Genomic DNA, 23,687 nt, shown 5'->3' on the forward strand with positions numbered 1-23,687 from the left:
TCCAGGCGCCCGCCGGGCAGCTCCAGGCGCCCGCTCGGCCCGGCGGTGGCGGCGGGGGCCGGCCGCGCGGGGGCGCGCCCCGCGCGCCGGGGGCCCCGCCGCGGGGTGGGGGGGCCCCCCTCTCTCGTGCGCTCGGGGGTCCACCGGTACCGAATACCGGTACCGGTACCGGTACCGGCCTCAGTCGAAGATGCCCGGCGGGAGCGTGATCCCGGGGGTGTTCGACCTGCGGTCACCGGGCTTGCCGTCGCGGGGCTTGTTCGGCTTGTTGGGCTTCCCGGGCTTGTTCGGGCCCTGGTCCCCCTCCTTCTCCTTGTCCTCGGGCGTCTCGGCCCGCGGTACGGAGACGGTGTTGAAGGACGGCGTCTGGCCGGCGTCCAGCGCACCCGTCATCGCGACCTTCCAGATCGGGCCGGGGAGGCAGCCGCCGCAGACCTTGGGGTAGTACTCGCCGCCGATGGTGATCCTGAACATCGACGTGTCCTTCTTGCCGATGTCGTCGCCCACCCAGACCGCGGTGGAGAGGTTCGGGGTGTAGCCGACGAACCAGGCGTCCATGCGGTCGTTGGTCGTACCGGTCTTGCCCGCGTTGTCGCGGTCGCTCAGACCGGCCTTCGTACCGGTGCCGTCCTCGACGACGCCCTTCAGCATCTGGTTGATCGTGTCGGCGGTCCGGTCGCTCATCGCCCGCGTGCACTTCGTCTGCGGCACGTTGAGCTTGTCGCCGTTGGCGGCCTTGATCGACTCGATGGCGACCGGGGTGCAGTACAGGCCCCGGTTGGCGAAGGTCGCGTAGGCGGACGCCATCGACAGCGGGGTGCTGACCTCGCCGCCGAGGGTGATCGAGGGGTTCTCCTCGATCGGCTTGCCGTCACCGCGCTCGTAGCCCAGCTTCCGCGCCATCTGCACGGTCTCGCAGAGGCCGGTCTGCTGCTCCAGGAGCGCGAAGTAGGTGTTGATGGACTTGCCGAGCGCGCCCGTCATGTCCCAGGTGCCGGCCTCTTCCTCCAGCTCGTTCTGCAGCTCCCACTTGTCGTAGCCGGTGGGGGAGCCCTTGCAGGTGCGGAAGGAGTTGTTCTCCAGCTCGATCTTCCACGGCGTGGTGTAGGTCTGGGCGGGGCTGATGCCCTTCTCCAGGGCCGCGGCGGCGGTGATCGGCTTGAAGGTCGAGCCGACCTGGAAGCCGTAGGTGCTGCCGCCCATCCGGTTGGCGACGCCGAGGTTGAGCGTCGTCTCGTGCTTCTTCGGGTCGAGTCCGTACGGGCGGGACTGGCCCATCGAGAGGATCTTGCCGGTGCCGGGCTGGACCTGCACAACCGAGGCGGCGACCGGGTCGTCCTTGTTGACCTTCGCGGTGGCGGCCTCGTTGGCGGCGGCCTGCGCGCGCGGGCTGAGCGTGGTCTTGACGGTGAGACCGCCCAGGTTCCACAGCTTCTGGCGCTCCTCGGACGTCTTGCCGAAGACCGGGTCGGTGAGGATCGTCTTGCGGACGTAGTCGCAGAAGAAGCCGGCGCCGTGGACGGCGGTGATGCAGCCGTTCTTCGGGGTCTTCACCTTCAGCTTCAGCGGGGCGGCCTTCGCCTCGTCCGCCTCGGCCTGGCTGATGTCCTTCACGTCGGCCATCCGCTGGAGGACCACGTTGCGGCGCTTGGTCGCCTCTTCGACGTCGTTGATCGGGTCGTAGCGGCTGGGCGACTGGACGAGACCGGCCATCATCGCCGCCTCGCCGAGGTTCAGGTCGGCGGCGTGCTTGGAGAAGTACCGCTGCGAGGCGGCCTCGATGCCGTACGCCTGCTGCCCGAAGAACGTGATGTTGAGGTAGTTCTCCAGGATCTTCTTCTTGCCCAGCTCCTCCTCGACCTGGATCGCGAACTTCAGCTCGCGGACCTTGCGGCCGATGGTCTGCTGGGTGGCCTGCGCGACCTTCTCGGGGTCGTCGCCGGCCTCCTCGACGAAGACGTTCTTCACGTACTGCTGGGTGAGCGTCGACGCGCCCTCGGAGACCCCGCCGGACTGCGCGTTCCGGTTGATCGCGCGCAGCACGCCCTTGAGGTCGATCGCCCCGTGCTCGTAGAAGCGCCCGTCCTCGATCGCGACGATCGCCTTCTGCATGTACGGGGAGATCTTCTCGATCGGGACGACCGTCCGGTCCCGCGAGTACACCGTGGCGATCAGACCGCCCTCGGAGTCCAGGATCTTGGTGCGCTGACTCAGCGGCGGGGTCTTCAGATTGGAGGGGATCTCGTCGAACCCCTCGACCGTGCCCTTCGCGGCCAGCCCGAGTGCCCCGGCCGCGGGCAGGGCGATGCCTGCCAGCACGGCTCCGGCGAGCACACTGACACCGAGGAACTTGGCGGCCTGCTGGGTCCCGGTCAGACCACCGCCCGAGCGCTTCTTTGCCATGGGGGGCAGCCTAATCCGTAGACATGAGCGAACAGCGGGAGCGGGGGCCTCTCGGAGCGTTCGGGTACCGGACCGTGACATCCACGGGTGGTACGGACGCGCCGGGCGCCCGCCTTCCCATTCGCCGGACACGCGCACAGGCCTTGGCCTAAGCTGCTCACAACTGTCACAGCGGTGCGGTCCGATCACAAGGCCCGGTTGTGACGTCGGCATGAATTTCCGTGACCCCGAAACACGGAAAGCTCGTGTCCGATTCCGGCTCATGCGTCACGCGGTGTCCGAAGTGACACCGCCGAGGAAGGGCATATCCGCGAGGTATGTCCTTTATTCCACGCATGTCCATCGATCACTCCCCTGGGTGATCTGACGCGCACGCATAGTCCGTTCGGGCCATTCAAGATTGGGCCCGAAGGGGGTGTTGCGCTGTGCCCACCTTCCGTAACGTCCCAACTGGCAGCGGTGAATATGCCGCTGCCGCCGTGGGGGAGCCTCGATTCGGGAGAGGACGGCGCCGGTATGGGCTGGGTAGCTGACTGGAGTGCGCAGGCGGCCTGCCGCACTACCGATCCGGATGAACTTTTCGTGCAGGGAGCGGCGCAGAACAGGGCGAAGGCGGTGTGCACCGGATGCCCGGTGCGGACCGAGTGCCTCGCCGACGCCCTCGACAACCGCGTGGAGTTCGGCGTGTGGGGCGGGATGACGGAGCGCGAGCGCCGCGCCCTGCTGCGCCGGAGACCGACCGTCACCTCGTGGCGCCGGCTCCTGGAGACCGCGCGCACGGAGTACGAGCGGGGAGCGGGCCTGCTGCCCGTGGCGATGGACGACGACGCGACGTACGAGGCGTACGCGGCGGTCGGCTGAACGCGCCGGGGCGTACGCCCCCGACGCGCTGAGTACGACCGGTCGGAGGACGGTCGGCCGAAGTGCGGCCGGTCGAGGGCGAACAAGTCGGAGCGCGGCGGTCGGAGGACGACCGGCCGGAGCGCGGTCGTTCGTTCGGAGGGCGGCGGTCGGAAGGCGACCGGGAGACGGTGGCGGCGGCTCAGGCCGAGGGCGTTCGCCCGCCTGTGAGCCGGTCACCGATGGCCCGCAGCCCGGCGAGGTCGTGCACATCGCCGGGCAGGGCGGCCACTTCCGCCACAGCCACCTCGGGGTGGCGTGCGGTGAAGCGGTCACGCGTGTGCTGCTCGCGCGCGAGGACCCGCATGCGCTCGGCGTGCAGACGCAGGAGCCCGGCGGTGAGATGCCGTACGTCCACGTCTGTGGCGTCGGTGTCGTCGTCCCGTACGGCGGAGGCGTCGTCGTGCTGTGCGGCCGGGTCGGCTGTGGCTGTGGGGGCAGCCTCGGACCCGGCGGGTACGGCAGGTGCGGCAGGTGCGGCAGGTGCGGCGGCGGTGGCGAGTTCGGAGGGCTCGGGGTCGGTGGCCGGGGAGCCACGCTCACCAGTCTTCCCGTCCCCCTGATCCACAATGCGACCCTCGTCAAGATTTTCCGCGGCGGCCCGCGCCCGCTCCGCCGACAGGCCGGCGGCCCCGCTGCCGTGCACGCGGTTGAGGACGAGACCGGCCAGCGGCATCTCCTCGGCGGCCAGCCGCTCCACGAAGTACGCGGCCTCGCGCAGCGCGTCCCGCTCCGGCGTGGCCACCACCAGGAAGGCCGTTCCCGGCGCCTGGAGCAGCTTGTACGTGGCGTCCGCACGGGTCCGGAAACCGCCGAACATCGTGTCCATCGCCGCCACGAACGTCTGCACGTCCTTGAGGAACTGACCCCCGAGCAGCTTTCCGAGCGTCCCCGTCATCATCGACATGCCGACGTTCAGGAACTTCATCCCGGCCCGGCCGCCGACCTTCGCCGGAGCCATGAGCAGCTTGATGAACTTCCCGTCCAGGAAGGACCCGAGCCGCTTCGGCGCGTCCAGGAAGTCCAGGGCGGACCGGGACGGCGGGGTGTCGACGACGATCAGGTCCCACTCGTCGCGCGCCCGGAGCTGGCCCAGCTTCTCCATCGCCATGTACTCCTGCGTACCGGCGAACCCGGCCGACAGGGACTGGTAGAAGGGGTTCTCCAGGATCGCCCGGGCCCGCCCGGCGTCCGCGTGCGCCTCGACGATCTCGTCGAAGGTCCGCTTCATGTCGAGCATCATCGCGTGCAGCTCGCCGCCGTCGGAGCCCTTGATGCCCTCCACCTTGCGCGGGGTGTTGTCGAGGGAGTCGATCCCCATCGACTGCGCGAGGCGGCGGGCCGGGTCGATGGTGAGGACGACGACGCGCCGCCCGCGCTCCGCCGCCCGCACGCCGAGGGCCGCCGCCGTGGTCGTCTTGCCGACCCCGCCCGCGCCGCAGCAGACGATGATGCGGGTGCCCCGGTCGTCGAGCAGCGGATCCAGCTCCAGGACGGGAGCGGTGTCGAGCCCGTCGGCGGTCCGGGCGGAAGCGGCGTCGATCCCTTCGGCAGTCGGGACGGGAGCCGCGTCGGTCCCGTCGGCGGACCCGCCCGCGGCAGTGGTCGCAGTCTTCTCCGTCACGCGCCCACCCCTTGCCTCCGCAGTTCCTTCGCCAGTCGGTAGAGCCCCGCGATGTCTCCCCCGTCCCCCAGGTACGGAAGCTCGTACGCGGGGACGCCGATGCCGTCCAGGACGGCGCGCTGCGCCCGCTCCAGCTCCACCCGCCGGGCGTGCTCGGCCGCCTGGTCGAGGAGCGGCTCGACGAGCTGCGCGGAGCCCGTGACGCCGACGGAGGCCAGGGACCTCGCGATCGCCTTCCGGTGGTCGCCGGAGGCGGCCCGTACCGCCGCGGCGTCGAGGACGTGCGGCCGGACCATGTTCACCACGACCCGCCCCACCGGGAGTTCGGCCGCGCGGAGCTCCGCGACGCCGTCCGCCGTCTCCTGGACCGGCATCTCCTCCAGGAGGGTCACCAGGTGGACCGCCGTCTCGGGGGACTTGAGGACCCGCATGACGGCCTGCGCCTGGTTGTGTATCGGGCCGATCCTGGCCAGGCCGGCCACCTCGTCGTTGACGTTGAGGAAGCGGGTGATGCGGCCGGTGGGCGGCGCGTCCATGACCACGTGGTCGTAGGTCGGGCGGCCGTCCTTCTCCCGCCGCCGGACCGCCTCGCACGCCTTGCCGGTCAGCAGGACGTCCCGTACGCCCGGCGCTATCGTCGTCGCGAAGTCGATCGCGCCGAGCTTCTTCAGGGCCCGCCCCGCGCTGCCCAGTTTGTAGAACATCTGGAGGTAGTCGAGGAGCGCGCGCTCGGCGTCGATCGCCAGCGCGAACACCTCCCCGCCGCCCGGGGCGACGGCGATCTTGCGCTCCTCGTACGGAAGCGCCTCCGTCTCGAAGAGCTGTGCGATGCCCTGCCTGCCTTCGACCTCGACGAGGAGGGTCCGCTTCCCCTCCGTCGCGAGGGCGAGGGCGAGGGCGGCGGCGACCGTCGTCTTACCGGTACCGCCCTTGCCGCTGACGACCTGGAGCCTGCTCACGCTGTCGAGCCTAACCACTGGCGGCCGCGCCCAATCAGGAGGCCGCCCCCGAGAAGCTCCCTAGGGGGTGCCTCGGGGGCGCGCGGGAGGCCTTTCGGAGAGCCACCCGGCGAGCAGCCCGGGAGGCCGCTCGGAGAGCCGCCTCGGAGAAGCGCCCCGCGGCAGCGGATACAGTCGGGCCCATGACCAAGTGGGAGTACGTCACGGTGCCGCTTCTGGTGCACGCGACCAAGCAGATTCTGGACACCTGGGGCGAGGACGGCTGGGAGCTCGTCCAGGTCGTGCCCGGGCCGAACAACCCCGAGCAGCTCGTGGCCTACCTGAAGCGGCCCAAGTCGTGAGCGGGGCCGTCGAGGCGAAGCTCGCCGAGCTGGGCCTGACCCTGCCGGAGGTCGTCCCTCCGCTGGCCACGTACCAGCCGGCGGTGCAGTCGGGCGTCTACGTCTACACCTCGGGCCAGCTCCCGATGGTGGCGGGCAAGCTCCCGGTGACCGGCAAGGTCGGCGCCGAGGTCACCGCCGAGGAGGCCAAGCAGCTCGCCGCCACGTGCGCGCTCAACGCCCTCGCGGCCGTGAAGTCGGTCGCCGGTGACCTCGACCGCGTCAAGCGCGTCGTGAAGGTCGTCGGCTTCGTCGCCTCCGCCGCCGACTTCACCGGCCAGCCGGGCGTCGTCAACGGCGCCAGCGAGCTGCTCGGCGCCGTCCTCGGCGAGAAGGGCGTGCACGCGCGCAGCGCCGTCGGCGTGACCGTGCTGCCGCTCGACGCGCCGGTCGAGGTCGAGATCCAGGTCGAGCTGACCGAGGCCTGACCGCCCCTCCCGCCGTAAGCACGCGCGCGAAGGCCGGCCACGGCACGCGCGCGTGGGCAGACCGCGGTACGCGCGTGTGGGCAGACCGCGGTACGCGCGTGTGGGCAGACCGCGGTACGCGCGCGAAGGCCGGCCGTCCCCCGCCGGGGCGGCCGGCCTTCGCGCGTCGCGGGGCCCCGCCCACCGGCTCGCCCTCGTGCATTCCCGCGCTTGCGCATAGCATCCGGCCATGTCGAATGGTCAGTCGAAGCAGTCGAACGGTCAGTGGTACCCGCCGGAGTGGCCCGACCGCATCCGCGCCCTCGCCGCCGGTGAGCTGACCCCGGTGGCGCCCCGGCGCGCCGCCACCGTCCTGCTCCTCCGCGACGGTGCCGCCGGGCCCGACGTCCACATGCTGCGCCGCCGCACCTCGATGGCCTTCGCGGGCGGCGCGTACGCCTACCCCGGCGGCGGCGTCGACCCGCGCGACGAGCACCCGGTGCGCTGGGCGGGCCCGTCCCGGGAGACCTGGGCGGCCCGGCTCGGTCTCGACGACCCCGCGCAGGCCCAGGCCGTGGTCTGCGCCGCCGTGCGCGAGACGTACGAGGAGGCGGGCGTGCTGCTCGCCGGGGAGACCGAGGACGGGGTCGTCGGGGACACGACGGGCGAGGACTGGGAGCGGGACCGGGAGGCGCTCGTCGCCCGCGAGCTGTCCTTCGCGGACTTCCTCGACCGGCGCGGGCTCGTCCTGCGCTCCGACCTGCTCGGCGCCTGGGCCCGCTGGATCACGCCCGAGTTCGAGCAGCGCCGGTACGACACCTGGTTCTTCGTAGCCGCCCTCCCCGCCGGGCAGCGCACCCGGAACGCCTCCACCGAGGCCGACCGCACGGTCTGGATCCGCCCGGCGGAGGCCGCCGCCGGCTACGACCGGGGCGAGCTCCTGATGATGCCGCCGACGATCTCCACCCTGCGCACCCTGGAGCCGTACGGGACGGCCGCCGAGGCCCTCGCGGCGGCGGAGGCGCAGGACCTGGCCCCCGTGCTCGCCCAGGCGCGCCTGGAGGGCGAGGAGCTGGTCCTGAGCTGGCCGGGCCACGAGGAGTTCACCAAGATCATCCCGACCGGGGGTGCGCGATGAGCGACGCCGCCGCCCTGCCCGGGCAGCCGCGCGGGCTCGTGGTCACCGGGCCCGCGACGGACCGCGCCGTGAACGTCCTGGCGCCCAACCCGTCCGCGATGACCCTCGACGGCACCAACACCTGGCTGCTCTCCGAGCCCGGCTCGGACCTGGCCGTCGTCGTCGACCCCGGCCCGCTCGACGAGGGCCACCTGCGGAACGTCGTCGACACCGCCGAGAAGCTCGGCAAGCGGGTCGCGCTCACCCTGCTCACCCACGGCCACCCGGACCACGCGGAGGGCGCGGGACGCTTCGCCGAGCTGACCCGGACGCCCGTGCGGGCCCTCGACCCGGCGCTCCGGCTCGGCGACGAGGGGCTCGGCGAGGGGGACGTGGTGACGGTCGGCGGCCTGGAGCTGCGGGTCGTCCCGACGCCCGGCCACACCTCGGACTCGCTCTCCTTCCACCTGCCCGCCGACCGGGCGGTCCTGACCGGCGACACGATCCTGGGGCGCGGGACGACGATGGTCGCGCACCCGGACGGGCGCCTCGGGGACTACCTGGACTCGCTGCGGCGGCTGCGCTCGCTGACCGTCGACGACGGGGTGCACACGGTGCTGCCGGGCCACGGGCCGGTCCTGGAGGACGCGCAGGGGGCCGTGGAGTTCTACCTCGCGCACCGGGCGAGCCGGCTCGCCCAGGTCGAGACGGCGGCCGAGAACGGCCTCCGCACGGCGCCGGAGGTCGTCGCCCACGTGTACGCGGACGTGGACCGCTCCCTGTGGCCGGCGGCCGAGCTGTCGGTGCGGGCGCAGCTGGAGTACCTGCGGGAGCGCGGGCTGATCTGACCGGCGCCCCCGGGGTGGGTCCGGGCCCGGCAGCGGAGGCCGGGGCGCGGTTGCCGGGAGGCGGCATGGCCCGGTGGGCACGCCATGCTTTACGGTCCCTTTACGTCCGTTGTCTCGGCCATCGTTCCACCGGGGGGATTTCTCGTGTTCGTCCTGGCCATTCTTCTGCTCATAGCGGCGGTGGTGCTCTACTTCGTGGGGCGCTCCCTGGACCGCACCGGCCTCCGCCTCGGCGCGCTGGGCGCGCTGATCGCCGCCCTCCTCGCGGGCATCACCAGCATCGTCCACGTGGTCGGCGCGTACGAGGTGGGCGTGCCGGTGACCTTCGGCAAGGTGGGTTCGCCCATGTCGCCCGGCGTGAACGTGATCTCGCCGTTCACCACGGTCACCTCCTTCTCCACCCGCCCGGTGGACCTGAACCTGTCCGACCAGGACGTGGTCGAGGTCCGTTCCTCGCAGGGCGGTGTGATGGAGGTCGAGGTGACCGTGAAGTGGGCGGTCGCGCCGTCCAAGGCCGTGGAGCTGTACCGGCTCGCCGGCAGCGAGTCCGCCATCCAGCAGCGGCTGGTCTTCCCGGACAGCCGGGAGATCGTCCGCAACGTCTTCGCCCGCCACACCAGCGAGGAGGGCTACAGCTCCGCCCGCGAGAAGATCAACGCGGAGATCGCCACCCTGGTCAAGGAGCGCCTGGCCCCGCGCGGCATCGACGTGACCACGGTCAACCTGCGCAACGTGAAGCCGTCCAAGGCGCTGCAGGACCAGATCGACCGCAAGATCCAGCAGCAGCAGGCGACCGAGCGCGCTCTCGAGGCCGCCCGCACCGCCAAGGCCGAGTCCGACCGGCGCCGGATCGAGGCGGAGGGCATCGCCCGCGCCAACAAGATCCTCAACGACTCGCTGACGGACAAGGTCCTGATGAACCAGTGCATCGACGCCTTCAAGGAGGCGGCGGCGGCGAACCCGATCTACACCGTGCCCTGCGCGAACGGCGGTTCCGCCCCGGTGATCGTGGACGGCACCAAGCGCTGATCCGGCAGTACGCGCGTACGTGCGTACGGAGAAGGCCGCCCCCGGGAGCCGGGGGCGGCCTTCTCCACGTGTACGCGCGTGCGTACCTCCTGCTTACCGCTTACCGCTTACCGCGAGCGCTTCGCGAGGCGCTCCACGTCGAGGAGGATCACGGCGCGGGCCTCCAGACGCAGCCAGCCGCGCTGGGCGAAGTCCGCGAGCGCCTTGTTGACCGTCTCGCGGGAGGCGCCGACGAGCTGGGCCAGCTCCTCCTGGGTGAGGTCGTGGACGACGTGGATGCCCTCCTCCGACTGCACGCCGAAGCGGCGCGACAGGTCGAGGAGCGCACGGGCGACACGGCCCGGCACGTCGGAGAAGACCAGGTCGGACATCTGGTCGTTGGTCTTGCGCAGGCGGCGGGCGACCGCGCGCAGCAGCGCGGTGGCCACCTCGGGGCGGGCGTTCAGCCAGGGCTGGAGGTCGCCGTGGCCCAGGCCGAGCAGCTTGACCTCGGTCAGCGCGGTCGCGGTGGCGGTGCGCGGGCCCGGGTCGAAGAGGGACAGCTCGCCGATGAGCTCGCCGGGGCCGAGGACGGCCAGCATGTTCTCGCGGCCGTCGGGGGAGGTGCGGTGCAGCTTCACCTTGCCCTCGGTGACCACGTACAGGCGGTCGCCGGGGTCGCCCTCGTGGAAGAGCGCGTCGCCACGGGCGAGCGTCGCCTCACTCATCGAGGCGCGCAGCTCGGCAGCCTGCTCGTCATCGAGCGCCGCGAAGAGCGGGGCGCGCCGCAGAACGTCGTCCACGAGTTCTCTCCATACTGTCGACCTGCTCACGGGATCCGGATCCCATGATGCCGGACGTACAAAACAGTGCGATCAATCACAACAAGTTTGACGCACCGTGCCGCACTTCCGTACGTCAGGGGCCCGATCGGGGGCTGATCGGCCGTGCCCGGGGCAGATGTCGGTGGCGGCCCCTAGGCTGGCCGCGTGTCCAACTCGCCGGTGAGAGCGCAGGCCAAGGGGGCTGTAAGAGTGTCCGCCGAAAGTAATTCCGCCGTGGGCGAACACGGTGCGCCGAAACGGGTGAAAGCGACAAATCGGAAGTCTTCGCCCGAGCCGGGACGCGCCACCGGAGCCCGCCCGGCCCGCGCCGCCCAGCAGGGGACGCGCCGCGCGGCCACGACGGAGACGCCCCGCGCCGCCAAGCCCGAGTCGCGGCTCGCGATGGTGCGCCGGGCGCGGCGGATCAACCGCGAGCTGGCCGAGGTCTATCCGTACGCCCACCCGGAGCTCGACTTCCGCAACCCCTTCGAACTGCTCGTCGCCACGGTCCTCTCGGCCCAGACCACCGACCTGCGGGTCAACCAGACCACCCCCGCCCTCTTCGCGAAGTACCCCACGCCCGAGGACCTCGCCGCCGCCGTGCCCGAGGAGGTCGAGGAGCTGATCCGGCCGACCGGCTTCTTCCGCGCCAAGACCAAGTCGATCATGGGCCTCTCCGCCGCCCTCCGGGACGACTTCGGCGGCGAGGTGCCCGGCCGCCTGGAGGACCTGGTCAAGCTCCCCGGCGTCGGCCGCAAGACCGCCTTCGTCGTCCTCGGCAACGCCTTCGGGGTCCCCGGCATCACCGTCGACACCCACTTCATGCGCCTCGCCCGGCGCTGGAGGTGGACCGAGTCCGACGACCCGGTGAAGATCGAGGCCGAGGTCGCCACGATCTTCCCGAAGAGCGAGTGGACCATGCTCTCGCACCGGGTGATCTTCCACGGCCGCCGCATCTGCCACGCCCGCAAGCCCGCGTGCGGCGCCTGCCCGATCACCCACCTCTGCCCGTCGTACGGGGAGGGCGAGACCGATCCCGAGAAGGCGGCGAAGCTGCTCAAGTACGAGAAGGGCGGCTTCCCCGGCCAGCGGCTCAACCCGCCGCCCGACTACCCGGGCCGCCCGGCCCCGCCCCTGGGCGCAGGGGGCTGAGCCCGACGCCCTCCGCCCCCGGCCGGGGCGCGGACCCCGGGAACGATCCCGCCCATCCATCGCGTTGTGAACCGACGGGGGTGCCTATGACGCGCACTGAAGAAGAGACCCAGGGACACGGGGCCCACGGGTCCGAGCCGCGCGGGTACGAGGCCCGCGGCTTCGGCACCGGCGGTCTCGTCAGCCGCGACGGCCTGCCCGCCTGGCTCGCCCCCGTCGACCGGGCCGCCCTCACCGTCCAACCCGAGCAGTTGAGCCGCTTCCTGCCGCCCGCGAGCGGGGACGGGCGCCAGTCCGCCGTCCTCGTCCTCTTCGGCGAGGGCGAGCGGGGCCCCGAGCTGCTCCTCATGGAGCGCGCCGGCACCCTCCGCTCGCACGCCGGACAGCCCTCCTTCCCCGGCGGCGCCCTCGACCCCGAGGACGGCGCCCCCGAGGACGGCGGGCTGCTGCGCGCCGCCCTGCGCGAGGCCCAGGAGGAGACCGGGCTCGACCCCGCCGGCGTCCAGCTCTTCGGCGTGCTGCCCCGGCTCTACATCCCGGTCAGCCGCTTCGTCGTCACCCCGGTCCTCGGCTGGTGGCGCGCCCCGAGCCCGGTCGGGGTCGTCGACCCCGGAGAGACCGCCCGCGTCTTCACCGTCCCCGTGGCGGATCTCACGGACCCGCGGAACCGCGCGACCAGCGTCCACCCCAGCGGCCACAAAGGCCCGGCGTTCCTGGTCGAATCCGCCCTGGTCTGGGGTTTCACTGCCGGGGTGATCGACCGCATCCTCCACTTCGCCGGCTGGGAGCTGCCCTGGGACAGGTCCAGACAGGTCCCGCTCGACTGGCGCTCATGACAGGCTGACCCCGGGGCGACCGGAAACGAATCTGCGAGGCTATTGACGGTGAACGTGCTGGACATCTTGTTGCTGCTCGCCGCCGTGTGGTTCGCGATCATCGGTTACCGCCAGGGATTCGTGGTCGGCATCCTCTCGGTGATCGGCTTCCTCGGCGGCGGTCTCGTCGCCGTCCTGCTGCTCCCGGTCCTCTGGAACGAACTGACCGACAACAGCGAGGTCTCGACCACGGCGACGGTCGTCTTCGTGATGGTGGTCATCGTCTGCGCCTCCGTCGGCCAGGCCTTCACCACCCACCTCGGCAACAAGCTGCGCCGGCACATCACCTGGTCGCCCGCGCGCGCCCTCGACGCCACGGGCGGCGCCCTGGTCAACGTCGTCGCGATGCTGCTCGTGGCCTGGCTGATCGGCTCGCTCATCGCCAACACCTCGATGCCCACCCTGGGCAAGGAGGTGCGGAGCTCCAGGGTGCTGCTCGGCCTGGAGCGGGTGATGCCGGAACAGGCGTCCGGCTGGTTCGCCGACTTCCGCTCCACGCTGGCCCGCAGCGGCTTCCCGCCGGTCTTCAGCCCCTTCGTCAACGAGCCCATCACCCCGGTCACGCCCCCCGACCCGGCGCTCGCCGACAGCCCGGTCGCCGCCCGTGCCCAGCGCTCCATCGTGAAGGTCGTCGGCACCGCGCAGAGCTGCGGCAAGGTCCTCGAAGGCACCGGCTTCGTCTTCGCCGAGCGCCGCATCATGACCAACGCCCACGTCGTCGGCGGCGTCGACGAGCCGACCGTCCAGATAGGCGGCGAGGGCAGGCTCTACGACGCCAAGGTCGTCCTCTACGACTGGCAGCGCGACATCGCCGTCCTGGACGTGCCGGACCTCAAGGCCACGCCGCTCGTCTTCGCCGACGAGGACGCCCGCAGCGGCGACGGCGCGATCGTCGCCGGCTTCCCGGAGAACGGCGCGTACGACGTGCGCTCGGCGCGCGTCCGGGGCCGCATCAGCGCCGACGGCCCCGACATCTACAGCCGTGGCCAGGTCAACAGGGACGTGTACTCGCTGTACGCGACGGTCCGCCAGGGCAACTCCGGCGGCCCGCTCCTCACCGAGGACGGCGAGGTGTACGGCGTGATCTTCGCCCGCTCCCGCGACGACGCGAACACGGGCTACGCCCTGACGGCCGACGAGGTCCGCGGGGACGTCGAGCGCGGCCTGGCGGCCAACCAGCAGGTCGACACCCAGGGCTGCGCCCTCTGACGTTCCCGCGTGCTCCTCGTACTCCCCCCGGAAGACCTCCCCGGAGGGTCTTCTTCCGGAAGGTCAGCCGCGGGGGTGCCTGAGCCGGGCCGAGACCCAGCGGGCCCGGCGGCGCAGGATGCGCGAGATCCCCACCCCTTGCACGGCGTGCGTACGGCCCGGCTCCGGAGGTCCACCCCTTTCGAGGGGTCCCGGTCCGGCGGCCGAGCCGCGGTCGCGTGCCGTCGTGTCACCGTAGTCGTGCGTCCAGCCCATACCCGGACGTCTGCCCGTGCCCCAAGGTCGGTAACCTCCCCGGGGCCCGCCAATCGGAGTATGCGCGAGGCACATGGCCGTTCGAGGCAACTCCGTTCGCCGAACAGGGGTCCGACGGCCCGTCAGCGGCCCCGGCGGGGCGTGAGACGGCCCGTCAGCGGTCCGGTTCGGGGTCCTTCAGCCAGTTGACGAGCTCCGCGGTGAAGGCCGCCGGGTCCTCCTCGTGGGGGAAGTGCCCGAGGCCGTCGAAGAGCCGCCAGCGGTACGGCGCCTCCACGTACTCGCCCGAACCGGCCGCGCTGCGGGTCCGCATCACCGGGTCCAGGGAGCCGTGCAGATGGAGCGTCGGCACCCGCACCGGCCGCTTCATGCGCCGGTTGAACTGGATGCCGTCCGGGCGGGCGAGCGACCGCACCATCCAGCGGTACGGCTCGATCGAGCAGTGCGCCGTGGAGGGGACGAGCATCGCCCGCCGGTACACCTCGACCGCCTCCTCGTCGGCAGTCGGCCGCGGCCCCGACCAGTCCCGGATCAACTCCCCGACGAGCGCGGCGTCGTCCGCGACGAGCCGGCGCTCCGGCAGCCACGGCCGCTGGAAGCCCCAGACGTGCGAGCCGGCCCGCGACTGGGAGAGGTCGGAGAGCATCGCCGAGCGCCAGCGGCGCGGGTGCGGCATCGAGGAGACCACGAGCCGGCGCACCAGCTTGGGGCGCATCACGGCCGCCGTCCAGGCCAGGTAGCCGCCCAGGTCGTGCCCGACGAGCGCCGCGTCCGGCTCGCCGAGCGAGCGGACGACGCCGGTGATGTCGAGGGCCAGGTTGGCGGGGTCGTAGCCCCGGGGCGTGCGGTCGCTGCCGCCGACCCCGCGCAGGTCCATCGCGACGGCCCGGAACCCGGCCTCGGCGAGGGCGGGGAGCTGGTGGCGCCAGGTCCACCAGAACTGCGGGAAGCCGTGCAGGAGCAGCACCAGCGGCCCGTCGCCCATCTCGGCGATGTGGAAGCGGGCGCCGTTGGCGGCCACGTCCCGGTGGGTCCACGGCCCGTCGAGCCGTACGGGTCCGCCGCCGGCGGTGCTGCTCTCGGGAAGGGTCATACGGACGAGCGTGCCACAACGGTGCCCTTGTCCAGGTCAACGGAGCCCTTGACCAGGGCCTTGGGCGCCTCGGGGCGCGGATGCGGCTTGACGTTCTGGACGATCGCGGCCGTCCGCTTGGCCGACGCGATGGACTTCTCCGGCGGCTTGACCTTCTTGAACTTGGAGTACGCGAGGAGGCCGAGGAGCCCCGCGAGCAGCACGTTCGCAGTGAAGGAGAGCAGGAAGCACCAGATGAGGTTCCAGCCCCCGTGGCCATTGTGCCCGCCGGTCCAGGTGTTGATGGCGTACGCGAGGGCGAAGCTCAGCATCGGCAGCGAGAACAGCAGCACCACGCCGGCCGCGATGCCCGCCGCGCTGCCGATCGCGCCGCGCTTGACGTCCTGCCGGATCTCGGCCTTCGCCAGGGCGATCTCGTCGTGCACCAGTGCCGACATCTCGGCGGTCGCCGAGGCGACCAGCTGGCCGAGGCTCGGCTCGCCCTTGTCGTACAGGTCGCTCATCGCTGCTCCCTCTCCTCGTCTACGGTCCGACTCAGATCATGCCGGACGGTTGCCCTCCTCGCTCGACGCCCCCGCCAGTTGGGCGCGCTGTCGGTGTTCGGCGGCCTTCCTCTCGTGGATCTCGGCCATCCGGAGGTGGTATTCCGGGCTGTTCTCCTCGTAGATGTCCGGGATGCCGTCCTCGTCCTCGTCGCGCTCCTCGTTCGCGTAGAGCGCGCTGTACTTCCGCACCCGCAGCTTCAGCAGGACGGTGGCGAGGACCGCCGCGACGAGCGAGCCCGTCAGGACGGCGGCCTTCACCTGGTCGGTGAGGGCCGGGTCGCCGGTGAAGGCGAGTTCACCGATGAGGAGCGAGACGGTGAAGCCGATCCCGGCGAGGGTGGCGAGGGCGAAGACGTCCGGCCAGGACAGATCGGGGTTGAGCTCGGCCCGGGTGAAGCGGGCGGTGAGCCAGGTGCCGCCGAAGATGCCGACGGCCTTGCCGACGACGAGGCCGAGGACGACGCCGAGGGTGACCGGCTGGGTGAAGACGTCCCCGAGGGACTTGCCGGAGACGGCGACACCGGCGGAGAAGAGGGCGAACAGCGGCACCGCGACACCGGCCGAGAACGGGCGGACCAGGTGCTCGATGTGCTCGCCGGGGGAGTGCTCCTCGCCCTCCCGGACGGTGCAGCGCAGCATCAGGCCCATGGCGACGCCGGCGATGGTGGAGTGGACGCCGCTGTTGTACATCAGGCCCCAGATCACCAGGGCGAGCGGCACGTACACGTACCAGCCCCGGACCTCCTTGCGGAGCAGCAGCCAGAAGACGGCGAGGCCGGCGAAGGCGCCGCCGAGCGCGGCGAAGTTCAGGTCCGAGGTGAAGAAGACCGCGATGATCAGGATGGCGAAGAGGTCGTCGACGACGGCGAGGGTGAGCAGGAAGGCGCGCAGCGCGGACGGCAGCGAGGTGCCGATCACGGCGAGGACGGCGAGCGCGAAGGCGATGTCGGTGGCGGTGGGGACGGCCCAGCCGTCGAGCGAACCGTCGCCGAGGACGTTGACCAGGGTGTAGACGAGGGCGGGCGCGGCCATGCCGCAGAGCGCGGCGACGACGGGGAGCGCGGCGGCCCGGGGGTCGCGCAGCTCGCCCGCGACGAGCTCGCGCTTGAGCTCGACGCCGGCGACGAAGAAGAAGACCGCGAGGAGGCCGTCGGCGGCCCAGTGCTCGACGGAGAGGTCCAGGCCGAGCGCGGCGGGGCCGAAGTGGAAGTCCCGCACGGACTCGTAGCTCTCGCTCAGCGGGGTGTTCGCCCAGATCAGGGCGGTGACGGCGGCGAGGAGGAGGAGCATGCCGCCGACGGTCTCGGTGCGCAGGGCGTCGGCGAGGTAGCGGCGCTCGGGCAGCGGGAGGAGACCGAGGAACTTGCGGTCGGTGGGCGCGGACATGCGGGAGACCTCCGTCGGGCGGGCAGGGCGAAGCACATGCCGACCAGACTTCCCGGCGCACCTAGGTCTTTCTGTCGCGTTTCTGACGCGACCCACACCCTACCCAAGGAGGCGGTGGGGCATCCGGCGAGAAGCAGCCTATGGAGTTTCTCCCGTTTCGTCCCCTCGGGAGGGGGCGTGTGGACACAGGAGAGGGTGTGTGCGGGCAGAGGGGAAGGCCCGCCCCGGTCCCGGGGCGGGCCTTCCTTCCGTACGTACCGGCTCCGGCTCAGTCCTCGCTGGAGGCGGCCGGCAGCTGGGTCTGGATGAGCGACATGACCGAGGAGTCGGTCAGCGTGGTGACGTCGCCCAGCTCCCGGTTCTCCGCGACGTCGCGCAGCAGACGGCGCATGATCTTGCCCGAGCGGGTCTTGGGCAGCTCCGCCACCGGCAGGACCCGCTTCGGCTTGGCGATCGGGCCGAGGGTCGCGCCGACGTGGTTGCGCAGCTCGGCGACGAGGCCCTCGTCCTGGCTCGCGGTGCCGCGCAGGATCACGAAGGCGACGATCGCCTGGCCGGTCGTCTCGTCGGCGGCGCCGACGACGGCGGCCTCGGCGACGGCCGGGTGGGAGACGAGGGCCGACTCGACCTCGGTCGTCGAGATGTTGTGGCCCGAGACGAGCATGACGTCGTCGACCCGGCCGAGCAGCCAGATGTCGCCGTCCTCGTCCTTCTTGGCGCCGTCACCCGCGAAGTACTTGCCCTCGAAGCGGGACCAGTACGTGTCGATGTAGCGCTGGTCGTCGCCCCAGATGGTGCGGAGCATCGACGGCCACGGCTCGGTGAGGACCAGGTAGCCGCCCCCGCCGTTCGGCACCTCGTTGGCCTCGTCGTCCACGACGGTGGCGGAGATGCCCGGCAGCGGGCGCTGGGCGGAGCCCGGCTTGGTCTCGGTGACGCCCGGCAGCGGCGAGATCATCATCGCGCCGGTCTCGGTCTGCCACCAGGTGTCCACGATCGGGGTCTTGCCGGCGCCGATGTGCTCGCGGTACCAGACCCAGGCCTCGGGGTTGATCGGCTCGCCGACCGAGCCGAGGACCCGCAGGCTCGACAGGTCGAACTTCGCGGGGATGTCGTCGCCCCACTTCATGAACGTGCGGATCGCGGTCGGCGCCGTGTAGAGGATCGTGACGCCGTACTTCTGCACGATCTCCCAGAACCGGCCCTGGTGCGGGGTGTCCGGGGTGCCTTCGTACATGACCTGCGTCGCGCCGTTGGCCAGCGGGCCGTAGACGATGTACGAGTGCCCGGTGACCCAGCCGATGTCGGCGGTGCACCAGTAGACGTCGCTCTCCGGCTTGAGGTCGAAGACGGCGTGGTGGGTGTAGGCGGCCTGGGTGAGGTAGCCGCCGGAGGTGTGCAGGATGCCCTTCGGCTTCCCCGTGGTGCCCGAGGTGTAGAGGATGAAGAGCGGGTGCTCCGCCTCGAAGGCCTCCGGGGTGTGCTCGGAGGACTGGCGGGCGACGATGTCGTCCCACCACACGTCGCGGCCCTCGGTGAAGGCGGTGTCCTGGCCCGTGCGGCGGACCACGAGGACGTGCTCGACCTGCGGACACTTGGCGACGGCCTCGTCGATGGCCGGCTTGAGGGCGCTCGGCTTGCCGCGCCGGTAGCCGCCGTCGGCGGTCACGACCAGCTTGGCGTCGGCGTCCTGGATGCGGGAGGCCACGGCGTCGGCCGAGAAGCCGCCGAAGACCACCGAGTGGGCGGCGCCGACGCGGGCGCAGGCCAGCATCGTGATGGCCGCCTCGGGGATCATCGGCAGGTAGACGGCGACCCGGTCGCCCTTGCGGACGCCCAGCTCGGTCAGCGCGTTGGCGGCCTTGGAGACCTCGTCCTTGAGCTCGGCGTAGGTGATCGCGCGGCTGTCGCCCGGCTCGCCCTCGAAGTGGATGGCGACCCGGTCGCCGTGCCCGGCCTCGACGTGCCGGTCGACGCAGTTGTACGCCACGTTCAGCTCGCCGTCCGCGAACCACTTGGCGAACGGCGGGTTCGACCAGTCCAGGGTCTCGGTCGGCTCGGTGGCCCAGGTCAGCCGCTTGGCCTGCTCGGCCCAGAAGCCCAGCCGGTCCGCCTTGGCCTGCTCGTACGCCTCCGCCGTCACATTGGCGTCCGCCGCCAGCTCGGCGGGGGGCGCGAAGCGGCGCTCCTCGCGAAGCAGATTGGCCAGGCTTTCGTTGCTCACGACATCTCCCTTTCCCAGGGCGTCCTCTGTGCGTATGTGTCCCGCGTCATAGCTCATCAGTCAGATGCCCGGGTGACAAGAGCATCCGGGCAATTGGTTTAGACCTGTGGGCGGCTCGATGCGGGGTGGCCCCTTCTCCCGAGCGGTGGGAGAAGGGGCCACACAGTCTCACGGACGGACGGCCCCGACGGTTCAGGGCGCGTGCGCCCCGGGGCGAGGGGTCGGGAGAGGGCGCGCGCTCGGGATGCGCGCTCCGGGGATGTGCGTTCGGGACGTCCACTCAGGAGCGTCCGCTCGGGGGCGTCCGCTTAGGGGCGTCCACTCAGGGGCATCTGCTCAGGAGGCGTGCGCTGTTTCCCGTCGGGACGGGCGCTCGGACGTCGGTTCGGCCTCCGGGGTGGATCCCGGATCTGAGCCCGGACCGGATCCCGGGCCGGTGGCCGGCGGGGCGGTCGGCATGACCCGGGTGAAGACGTCGTCGTAGGCGTCGTGGCCGTGCGGCTCGTCCGCGCCGTCGAGCAGATACGCCTGCGCCTCGCCCACGTGGAAGTACATCCCGTGCAGCGTGAGGCTGCCGTCGGCGAGCCGGCGCGCCACCGGCTCGTACGCCCGCAGGTGCTCCAGCTGCTGGACGACGTTGGTCAGGCAGAGCTGCTCGACCGCGTCGGCCGGCAGGCGTCCCGCGATCCGGGCCCAGGCGTGGCGTCTGCTCGCCATCCGCTCCAGGCTGGGCCGGCCGTGCCGGAGCCAGCGGCGGAGCGGGGACGGCGGATCGTCCGGACCGGCGTTCATCAGGGCCTGCATCGCGCCGCAGCCGGAGTGGCCGCAGACGGTGATCGACTCGACCCGCAGCACCTCCACCGCGTACTCGATCGCCGCCGCCACCGAGTCGTCCCCGCTCTCCTCGCCGGGGAGCGGGACGAGGTTGCCGACGTTGCGCACGGTGAAGAGGTCGCCGGGGCCGCTCGACGTGATCATGCTGGTGACCAGGCGGGAATCGGCACAGGTCAGGAAGAGCTGCGAGGGGCGCTGGCCCTCCCGGGCGAGCCGGGCGAGCTCGTCCCGGACGAGCGGGGCGGTGTTCCGCTGGAACTTGCCGATGCCGCTCGCCAGCCTCAGCCCCGGTGCGGGCCGGTCCGCGCCCGTGCCGTCGGCCCCGGCCGGCTCGGTCGGCGGCTCTCCGCACTGGTGGTTGTGCCAGGGGGTCCAGGGGCGGCAGCAGGAGTGCGGGGCCGCGCCGGGGGAGGGCTCGGCGATCCGGGCGCCGGAGGGGCCGGTCGTCTCGACCTTGCCGCCGTGGGCGAGGTGCCCGGTCGTCCAGTCGCTCAGCGTCTCGTACGCCGCGTGGTCCATGAAGGACCCGTCCAGCTCCACCACCACGTCGGAGCCCTGGGGCAGTTGGTGCAGCGCCCGGCTCAGCCGGGGCACCGCGAGGAAGGTCAGCTGGCCCCGGACGCGCAGCAGTTGGCGTCCGTCGCGCTCCTCGTGGGTGATCCGGGTGCGGGTGAGCCGGTGCAGCGCGACCGCGACGGCCACGCCGATGCCGAGGGCCACGCCCTCCAGGATCCCGATGAGGACGACTCCGGTCAGCGTCACCGCGTAGACGACGGCCTCGCGGTGGCGGGTGACCGTACGGATGTGGGTGATGCTGACCATCTGGATGCCGACCACCATCACGAGGGCGGCGAGGGCGGGCAGCGGGATCAGGTCGAGCACGGGCACCAGCAGCAGGGCCGCGAGCACGATCCACAGGCCGTGCAGCATGGTGGAGGCGCGACTCACCGCGCCCGCAGAGACGTTGGCGACGCTGCGGACCGCGACCCCGGCGACCGGCAGGCCGCCGAGCGCGCCGGAGACCACGTTCGCCATGCCCTGGCCGGCGAGTTCGCGGTCGAGGGCGGTGCGCGGGATGCCCAGGCCGTGGTCCGGGCGGGCGGCGACGAGCTTGTCGACCGCGACGGCGGAGAGCAGCGACTGCACGCTGGTGACGAGGGTGATCGTGAGCACGCCGGCGGCGATGCCGAGGACGGGGCCCTCGGGCAGTCCGGGCAGGGCGTGGCTGCTCCAGGACGGCAGGTCGACGCGGGGCACGGCGAGCCCGGCGAGCGCCGCCACCGCCGTCGCGCCCGCCACCGCGACGAGCGCGGCCGGGGCCTTGCGCAGGAGTCTCCCGGCGCGGCCCGGCAGGCGCGGCCAGCAGAGCAGGGCCGTCACGGTGAGCGCGCTGATGGCGAACGCGGCCGGCTGGACGTGCGCCAACTGGGCGGGCAGGCCGAGGGCGTTGTCCACGGCGGAGCTCTGGGGGGTGCCGCCGAGCACGATGTGCAGTTGGGCGAGGGCGATGGTGACGCCGATGCCGCCCAGCATGCCGTGCACGATCGCGGGCGAGACGGCGAGCGCGGAGCGGGCCACGCGCAGGGCGGACAGGCCGAGTTGGGCGAGGCCGGCGAGGACGGTGATGGCGCAGGTGGTGCGCCAGCCGTAGAGCCGGATGAGCTCGGCGGTCACGACAGTGAGGCCGGCGGCGGGGCCGCTCACCTGGAGCGGGGAGCCGCCGAAGCGGCCGGCGACGAGGCCGCCGACGGCGGCGGCGACCAGTCCGGCCTGGAGCGGGGCTCCGGTGGCGAGCGCGATGCCGAGCGAGAGCGGCAGCGCGATCAGGAAGACGGCGATCGACGCGGACACGTCGACGCCGGCGACGCGGAAGCGGCGCGGTCCCTCCGGAGGGCTGTGCGGTCGCTGGAGGCGGGGTCGGGTGGTCGTGCGGTCAGGGGTGCAGAGGGTCATGTTCCCGTCTCCTCCGGGGCGGCGCGGTCGCGGCTCGTGCGGGACGAACGTGGGGCTCGCGGCCGTGGGTCACGGCGTACAGCGGCGGGATGTGCGCTAGGGGTCTCTCGACGCGAGACCCTTCGAAGAAATCATCAACGCTCGGTAAATGGATCGTAATGGAGAGTAAAGACTCCGGCAGTACTTTCCGGGCAAATGGTGCAGTGGTTCACCTGTTCTGGTGATTAGTGCGTATTTATCCGCTTGTCGTTTCATCTCACCGGTGGTCTTGGTGCGACGTTGACGCCGCTCGCACGGAACCGAGGAGAGGTGGGCGGATGACTGCCGCCGGGAGAAGGACCACTGCCCAGAGGAGAGCGCTCGCCGCGGGCGCGCTCACCGTCGCCCTGATCACCGGCGTCGCCGGCTGTTCGGGCTTCGACGGGGACGCCACGAAGGGCACGCCGGGCGGCGGCCCGGGTGCCAAGAAGGGCCCGGCCGCGGCCCCGCAGACGGTGCCCCGGCTGATCGGCGACGGCTCGACCGCCTTCACCGGCGTCCAGCCGAAGCAGCCCGCCTGGCAGCGCCTCAAGCCGGGGGAGACTCCGCCGCAGTTCGTGGTCTTCTCGTGGGACGGCGCGGGCGAGGACAGCCAGAAGCTGTTCTCCCACTTCCGCCAGGTGGGCAAGAAGTACGACGCCACCATGACGTACTTCCTCAGCGGCGTGTACCTGCTGCCCGAGGAGAAGCGGAACCTCTACGAACCGCCCCAGCACAGTGCCGGCCGCTCCGACATCGGCTTCAACGACACCGAGGGCATCCGCGCCACCGTCCGCGAACTCCGCGGGGCCTGGCAGGACGGCAACGAGATCGGCACCCACTTCAACGGGCACTTCTGCGGCCCCGACGGCGGCGTCGGCACCTGGTCCGTCGAGGAGTGGAAGAGCGAGATCAACCAGGCCAAGTCCTTCGTCAAGACCTGGAAGACGAACGCGGGGCTGCGCACCGAGCAGCCGCTGCCCTTCGACTACGACAAGGAACTCGTCGGCGCCCGCACCCCCTGCCTGGAGGGCCGGAAGAACTTCGTCCAGGCGGCGGCGCAGATGGGCTTCCGCTACGACACCAGCGGCGTCAACGACCAGATCTGGCCCAAGAAGGACCTGGGCCTCTGGGACCTGTCGCTGCAACTCGTGCCCGTCCCCGGCCGCGCCTTCCAGACGCTGTCCATGGACTACAACTTCCTGGTCAACCAGTCCCCCGGCACCACCCAGGGCGACCCCGCCCAGCACCGGTACTGGGGCGACCAGATGCGGGACGGCCTGGTGCAGGCCTTCGAGCGCTCCTACCGGGGCAACCGCGCGCCGCTGATCATCGGCAACCACTTCGAGTCCTGGAACGGCGGCACGTACATGCGGGCCATCGAGGAGACCATCGCCACCGTCTGCGTGCAGAAGGACGTCAAGTGCGTCTCCTTCCGCCAGCTCGCCGACTGGCTCGACGCCCAGGACCCCGACGTCGTCGCCAAGATGCGCACCCTGAAGGTCGGCGAGGCCCCGGCGGCCGGCTGGAAGGACTTCCTCTCCTCGCCGGCTGCCGCGAAGCCGACGGGCGCGAAGCCGGTGGGTGCGAAGCCGGTGGGCGCCGGCGCTCCCGCGGCGGACTGATTCCGCGCCGGGCCGATCCCGCGGCGGGCCGGACGGCCCGCCCGGGGA

20 protein-coding genes are annotated in these 23,687 nt (G+C 71.9%); 10 read left to right on the plus strand and 10 right to left on the minus strand.

Annotated elements, in window-relative coordinates:
- Positions 1–180: 180 nt before the first annotated feature.
- On the minus strand, positions 181–2,403 hold the full coding sequence (locus tag ACWGSR_RS04975; protein WP_376232936.1) for a transglycosylase domain-containing protein: 2,223 nt from the start codon (positions 2,401–2,403) through the stop codon (positions 181–183).
- A 516-nt stretch (positions 2,404–2,919) separates the two neighbouring features.
- Here ACWGSR_RS04975 and ACWGSR_RS04980 point away from each other — a divergent pair.
- Positions 2,920–3,264, plus strand: a complete 345-nt coding sequence (locus tag ACWGSR_RS04980) for a WhiB family transcriptional regulator (RefSeq protein WP_030206027.1) — start codon at positions 2,920–2,922, stop codon at positions 3,262–3,264.
- A 181-nt stretch (positions 3,265–3,445) separates the two neighbouring features.
- Here the strand turns inward: ACWGSR_RS04980 and ACWGSR_RS04985 are convergent, their stop codons facing one another.
- Complete coding sequence (locus ACWGSR_RS04985) at positions 3,446–4,846, minus strand: ArsA family ATPase (RefSeq protein WP_453563667.1); 1,401 nt, start codon at positions 4,844–4,846, stop codon at positions 3,446–3,448.
- Positions 4,847–4,923: 77 nt separating this feature from the next.
- On the minus strand, positions 4,924–5,886 hold the full coding sequence (locus ACWGSR_RS04990) for an ArsA family ATPase (RefSeq protein WP_376232933.1): 963 nt from the start codon (positions 5,884–5,886) through the stop codon (positions 4,924–4,926).
- A 182-nt stretch (positions 5,887–6,068) separates the two neighbouring features.
- Between ACWGSR_RS04990 and ACWGSR_RS04995 the strand changes: the two genes are divergently transcribed.
- The 5 genes from ACWGSR_RS04995 to ACWGSR_RS05015 all read left to right on the plus strand — a co-directional run bounded on the left by ACWGSR_RS04995 (position 6,069) and on the right by ACWGSR_RS05015 (position 9,667).
- Entirely contained in the window at positions 6,069–6,227 is a 159-nt protein-coding gene (locus ACWGSR_RS04995) for a DUF4177 domain-containing protein (RefSeq protein WP_106969341.1), read from the plus strand.
- Complete coding sequence (locus ACWGSR_RS05000) at positions 6,224–6,694, plus strand: RidA family protein (protein WP_376328185.1); 471 nt, start codon at positions 6,224–6,226, stop codon at positions 6,692–6,694. The genes ACWGSR_RS04995 and ACWGSR_RS05000 overlap by 4 nt, the downstream gene beginning before the upstream one ends.
- Positions 6,695–6,923: 229 nt before the next feature.
- Positions 6,924–7,811: an NUDIX hydrolase gene (locus ACWGSR_RS05005; RefSeq protein ID WP_376246687.1), complete on the plus strand. Its 888-nt coding sequence runs from the start codon at positions 6,924–6,926 to the stop codon at positions 7,809–7,811.
- On the plus strand, positions 7,808–8,638 hold the full coding sequence (locus tag ACWGSR_RS05010; RefSeq protein WP_376246684.1) for an MBL fold metallo-hydrolase: 831 nt from the start codon (positions 7,808–7,810) through the stop codon (positions 8,636–8,638). The genes ACWGSR_RS05005 and ACWGSR_RS05010 overlap by 4 nt, the downstream gene beginning before the upstream one ends.
- Before the next feature lie 144 nt (positions 8,639–8,782).
- On the plus strand, positions 8,783–9,667 hold the full coding sequence (locus ACWGSR_RS05015) for a prohibitin family protein (RefSeq protein WP_376246681.1): 885 nt from the start codon (positions 8,783–8,785) through the stop codon (positions 9,665–9,667).
- A 107-nt stretch (positions 9,668–9,774) separates the two neighbouring features.
- Here the strand turns inward: ACWGSR_RS05015 and ACWGSR_RS05020 are convergent, their stop codons facing one another.
- The gene (locus tag ACWGSR_RS05020; RefSeq protein ID WP_015034542.1) at positions 9,775–10,449 is read right to left on the minus strand and encodes a Crp/Fnr family transcriptional regulator; all 675 of its coding nucleotides are present in this window, start codon (positions 10,447–10,449) and stop codon (positions 9,775–9,777) included.
- Between the two features lie 231 nt (positions 10,450–10,680).
- On the opposite strand from ACWGSR_RS05020, the gene nth reads away from it, so the two are divergent.
- The 3 genes from nth (at position 10,681) to ACWGSR_RS05035 (ending at position 13,706) form a co-directional block, all read left to right on the plus strand.
- Entirely contained in the window at positions 10,681–11,622 is a 942-nt protein-coding gene (gene nth, locus ACWGSR_RS05025) for an endonuclease III (protein ID WP_453563669.1), read from the plus strand.
- Positions 11,623–11,708: 86 nt separating this feature from the next.
- The gene (locus tag ACWGSR_RS05030) at positions 11,709–12,458 is read left to right on the plus strand and encodes an NUDIX hydrolase (protein WP_376246673.1); all 750 of its coding nucleotides are present in this window, start codon (positions 11,709–11,711) and stop codon (positions 12,456–12,458) included.
- Positions 12,459–12,506: 48 nt separating this feature from the next.
- The gene (locus ACWGSR_RS05035; protein WP_376246670.1) at positions 12,507–13,706 is read left to right on the plus strand and encodes a MarP family serine protease; all 1,200 of its coding nucleotides are present in this window, start codon (positions 12,507–12,509) and stop codon (positions 13,704–13,706) included.
- 63 nt (positions 13,707–13,769) lie between these two features.
- Here ACWGSR_RS05035 and ACWGSR_RS05040 read toward each other — a convergent pair whose 3' ends face one another.
- The 6 genes from ACWGSR_RS05040 to ACWGSR_RS05065 all read right to left on the minus strand — a co-directional run bounded on the left by ACWGSR_RS05040 (position 13,770) and on the right by ACWGSR_RS05065 (position 21,996).
- Entirely contained in the window at positions 13,770–13,961 is a 192-nt protein-coding gene (locus tag ACWGSR_RS05040; protein WP_376246666.1) for a hypothetical protein, read from the minus strand.
- A gap of 154 nt (positions 13,962–14,115) precedes the next feature.
- Positions 14,116–15,054 carry an alpha/beta fold hydrolase gene (locus tag ACWGSR_RS05045; RefSeq protein WP_453563588.1) on the minus strand — a complete coding sequence of 313 codons (939 nt, stop codon included), beginning with the start codon at positions 15,052–15,054 and terminating at the stop codon, positions 14,116–14,118.
- Positions 15,051–15,557, minus strand: a complete 507-nt coding sequence (locus tag ACWGSR_RS05050; RefSeq protein ID WP_453563591.1) for a phage holin family protein — start codon at positions 15,555–15,557, stop codon at positions 15,051–15,053. The genes ACWGSR_RS05045 and ACWGSR_RS05050 overlap by 4 nt, the downstream gene beginning before the upstream one ends.
- Before the next feature lie 36 nt (positions 15,558–15,593).
- The gene (gene nhaA, locus ACWGSR_RS05055) at positions 15,594–16,985 is read right to left on the minus strand and encodes a Na+/H+ antiporter NhaA (RefSeq protein ID WP_453563594.1); all 1,392 of its coding nucleotides are present in this window, start codon (positions 16,983–16,985) and stop codon (positions 15,594–15,596) included.
- 268 nt (positions 16,986–17,253) lie between these two features.
- Positions 17,254–19,209, minus strand: coding sequence for an acetate--CoA ligase (acs, locus tag ACWGSR_RS05060; RefSeq protein ID WP_453563596.1), 1,956 nt, complete (start codon positions 19,207–19,209; stop codon positions 17,254–17,256).
- A 336-nt stretch (positions 19,210–19,545) separates the two neighbouring features.
- Complete coding sequence (locus ACWGSR_RS05065; protein WP_453563598.1) at positions 19,546–21,996, minus strand: SulP family inorganic anion transporter; 2,451 nt, start codon at positions 21,994–21,996, stop codon at positions 19,546–19,548.
- Between the two features lie 317 nt (positions 21,997–22,313).
- Between ACWGSR_RS05065 and ACWGSR_RS05070 the strand changes: the two genes are divergently transcribed.
- Entirely contained in the window at positions 22,314–23,639 is a 1,326-nt protein-coding gene (locus ACWGSR_RS05070) for a hypothetical protein (RefSeq protein WP_453563600.1), read from the plus strand.
- Positions 23,640–23,687: the final 48 nt, after the last annotated feature.

This window comes from Streptomyces sp. NPDC055632, assembly GCF_053618675.1.

Bases quoted from the DNA above. Each gene is read 5' to 3' on its own strand.
- ACWGSR_RS04975 (WP_376232936.1), bottom strand. From the start codon at position 2,403: ATGGCAAAGAAGCGCTCGGGCGGTGGTCTGACCGGGACCCAGCAGGCC.
- ACWGSR_RS04980 (WP_030206027.1), top strand. From the start codon at position 2,920: ATGGGCTGGGTAGCTGACTGGAGTGCGCAGGCGGCCTGCCGCACTACC.
- ACWGSR_RS04995 (WP_106969341.1), top strand. From the start codon at position 6,069: ATGACCAAGTGGGAGTACGTCACGGTGCCGCTTCTGGTGCACGCGACC.
- ACWGSR_RS05005 (WP_376246687.1), top strand. From the start codon at position 6,924: ATGTCGAATGGTCAGTCGAAGCAGTCGAACGGTCAGTGGTACCCGCCG.
- ACWGSR_RS05010 (WP_376246684.1), top strand. From the start codon at position 7,808: ATGAGCGACGCCGCCGCCCTGCCCGGGCAGCCGCGCGGGCTCGTGGTC.
- ACWGSR_RS05030 (WP_376246673.1), top strand. From the start codon at position 11,709: ATGACGCGCACTGAAGAAGAGACCCAGGGACACGGGGCCCACGGGTCC.
- ACWGSR_RS05040 (WP_376246666.1), bottom strand. From the start codon at position 13,961: ATGGGCTGGACGCACGACTACGGTGACACGACGGCACGCGACCGCGGC.
- ACWGSR_RS05045 (WP_453563588.1), bottom strand. From the start codon at position 15,054: ATGACCCTTCCCGAGAGCAGCACCGCCGGCGGCGGACCCGTACGGCTC.
- ACWGSR_RS05050 (WP_453563591.1), bottom strand. From the start codon at position 15,557: ATGAGCGACCTGTACGACAAGGGCGAGCCGAGCCTCGGCCAGCTGGTC.
- nhaA (WP_453563594.1), bottom strand. From the start codon at position 16,985: ATGTCCGCGCCCACCGACCGCAAGTTCCTCGGTCTCCTCCCGCTGCCC.
- ACWGSR_RS05065 (WP_453563598.1), bottom strand. From the start codon at position 21,996: ATGACCCTCTGCACCCCTGACCGCACGACCACCCGACCCCGCCTCCAG.
- ACWGSR_RS05070 (WP_453563600.1), top strand. From the start codon at position 22,314: ATGACTGCCGCCGGGAGAAGGACCACTGCCCAGAGGAGAGCGCTCGCC.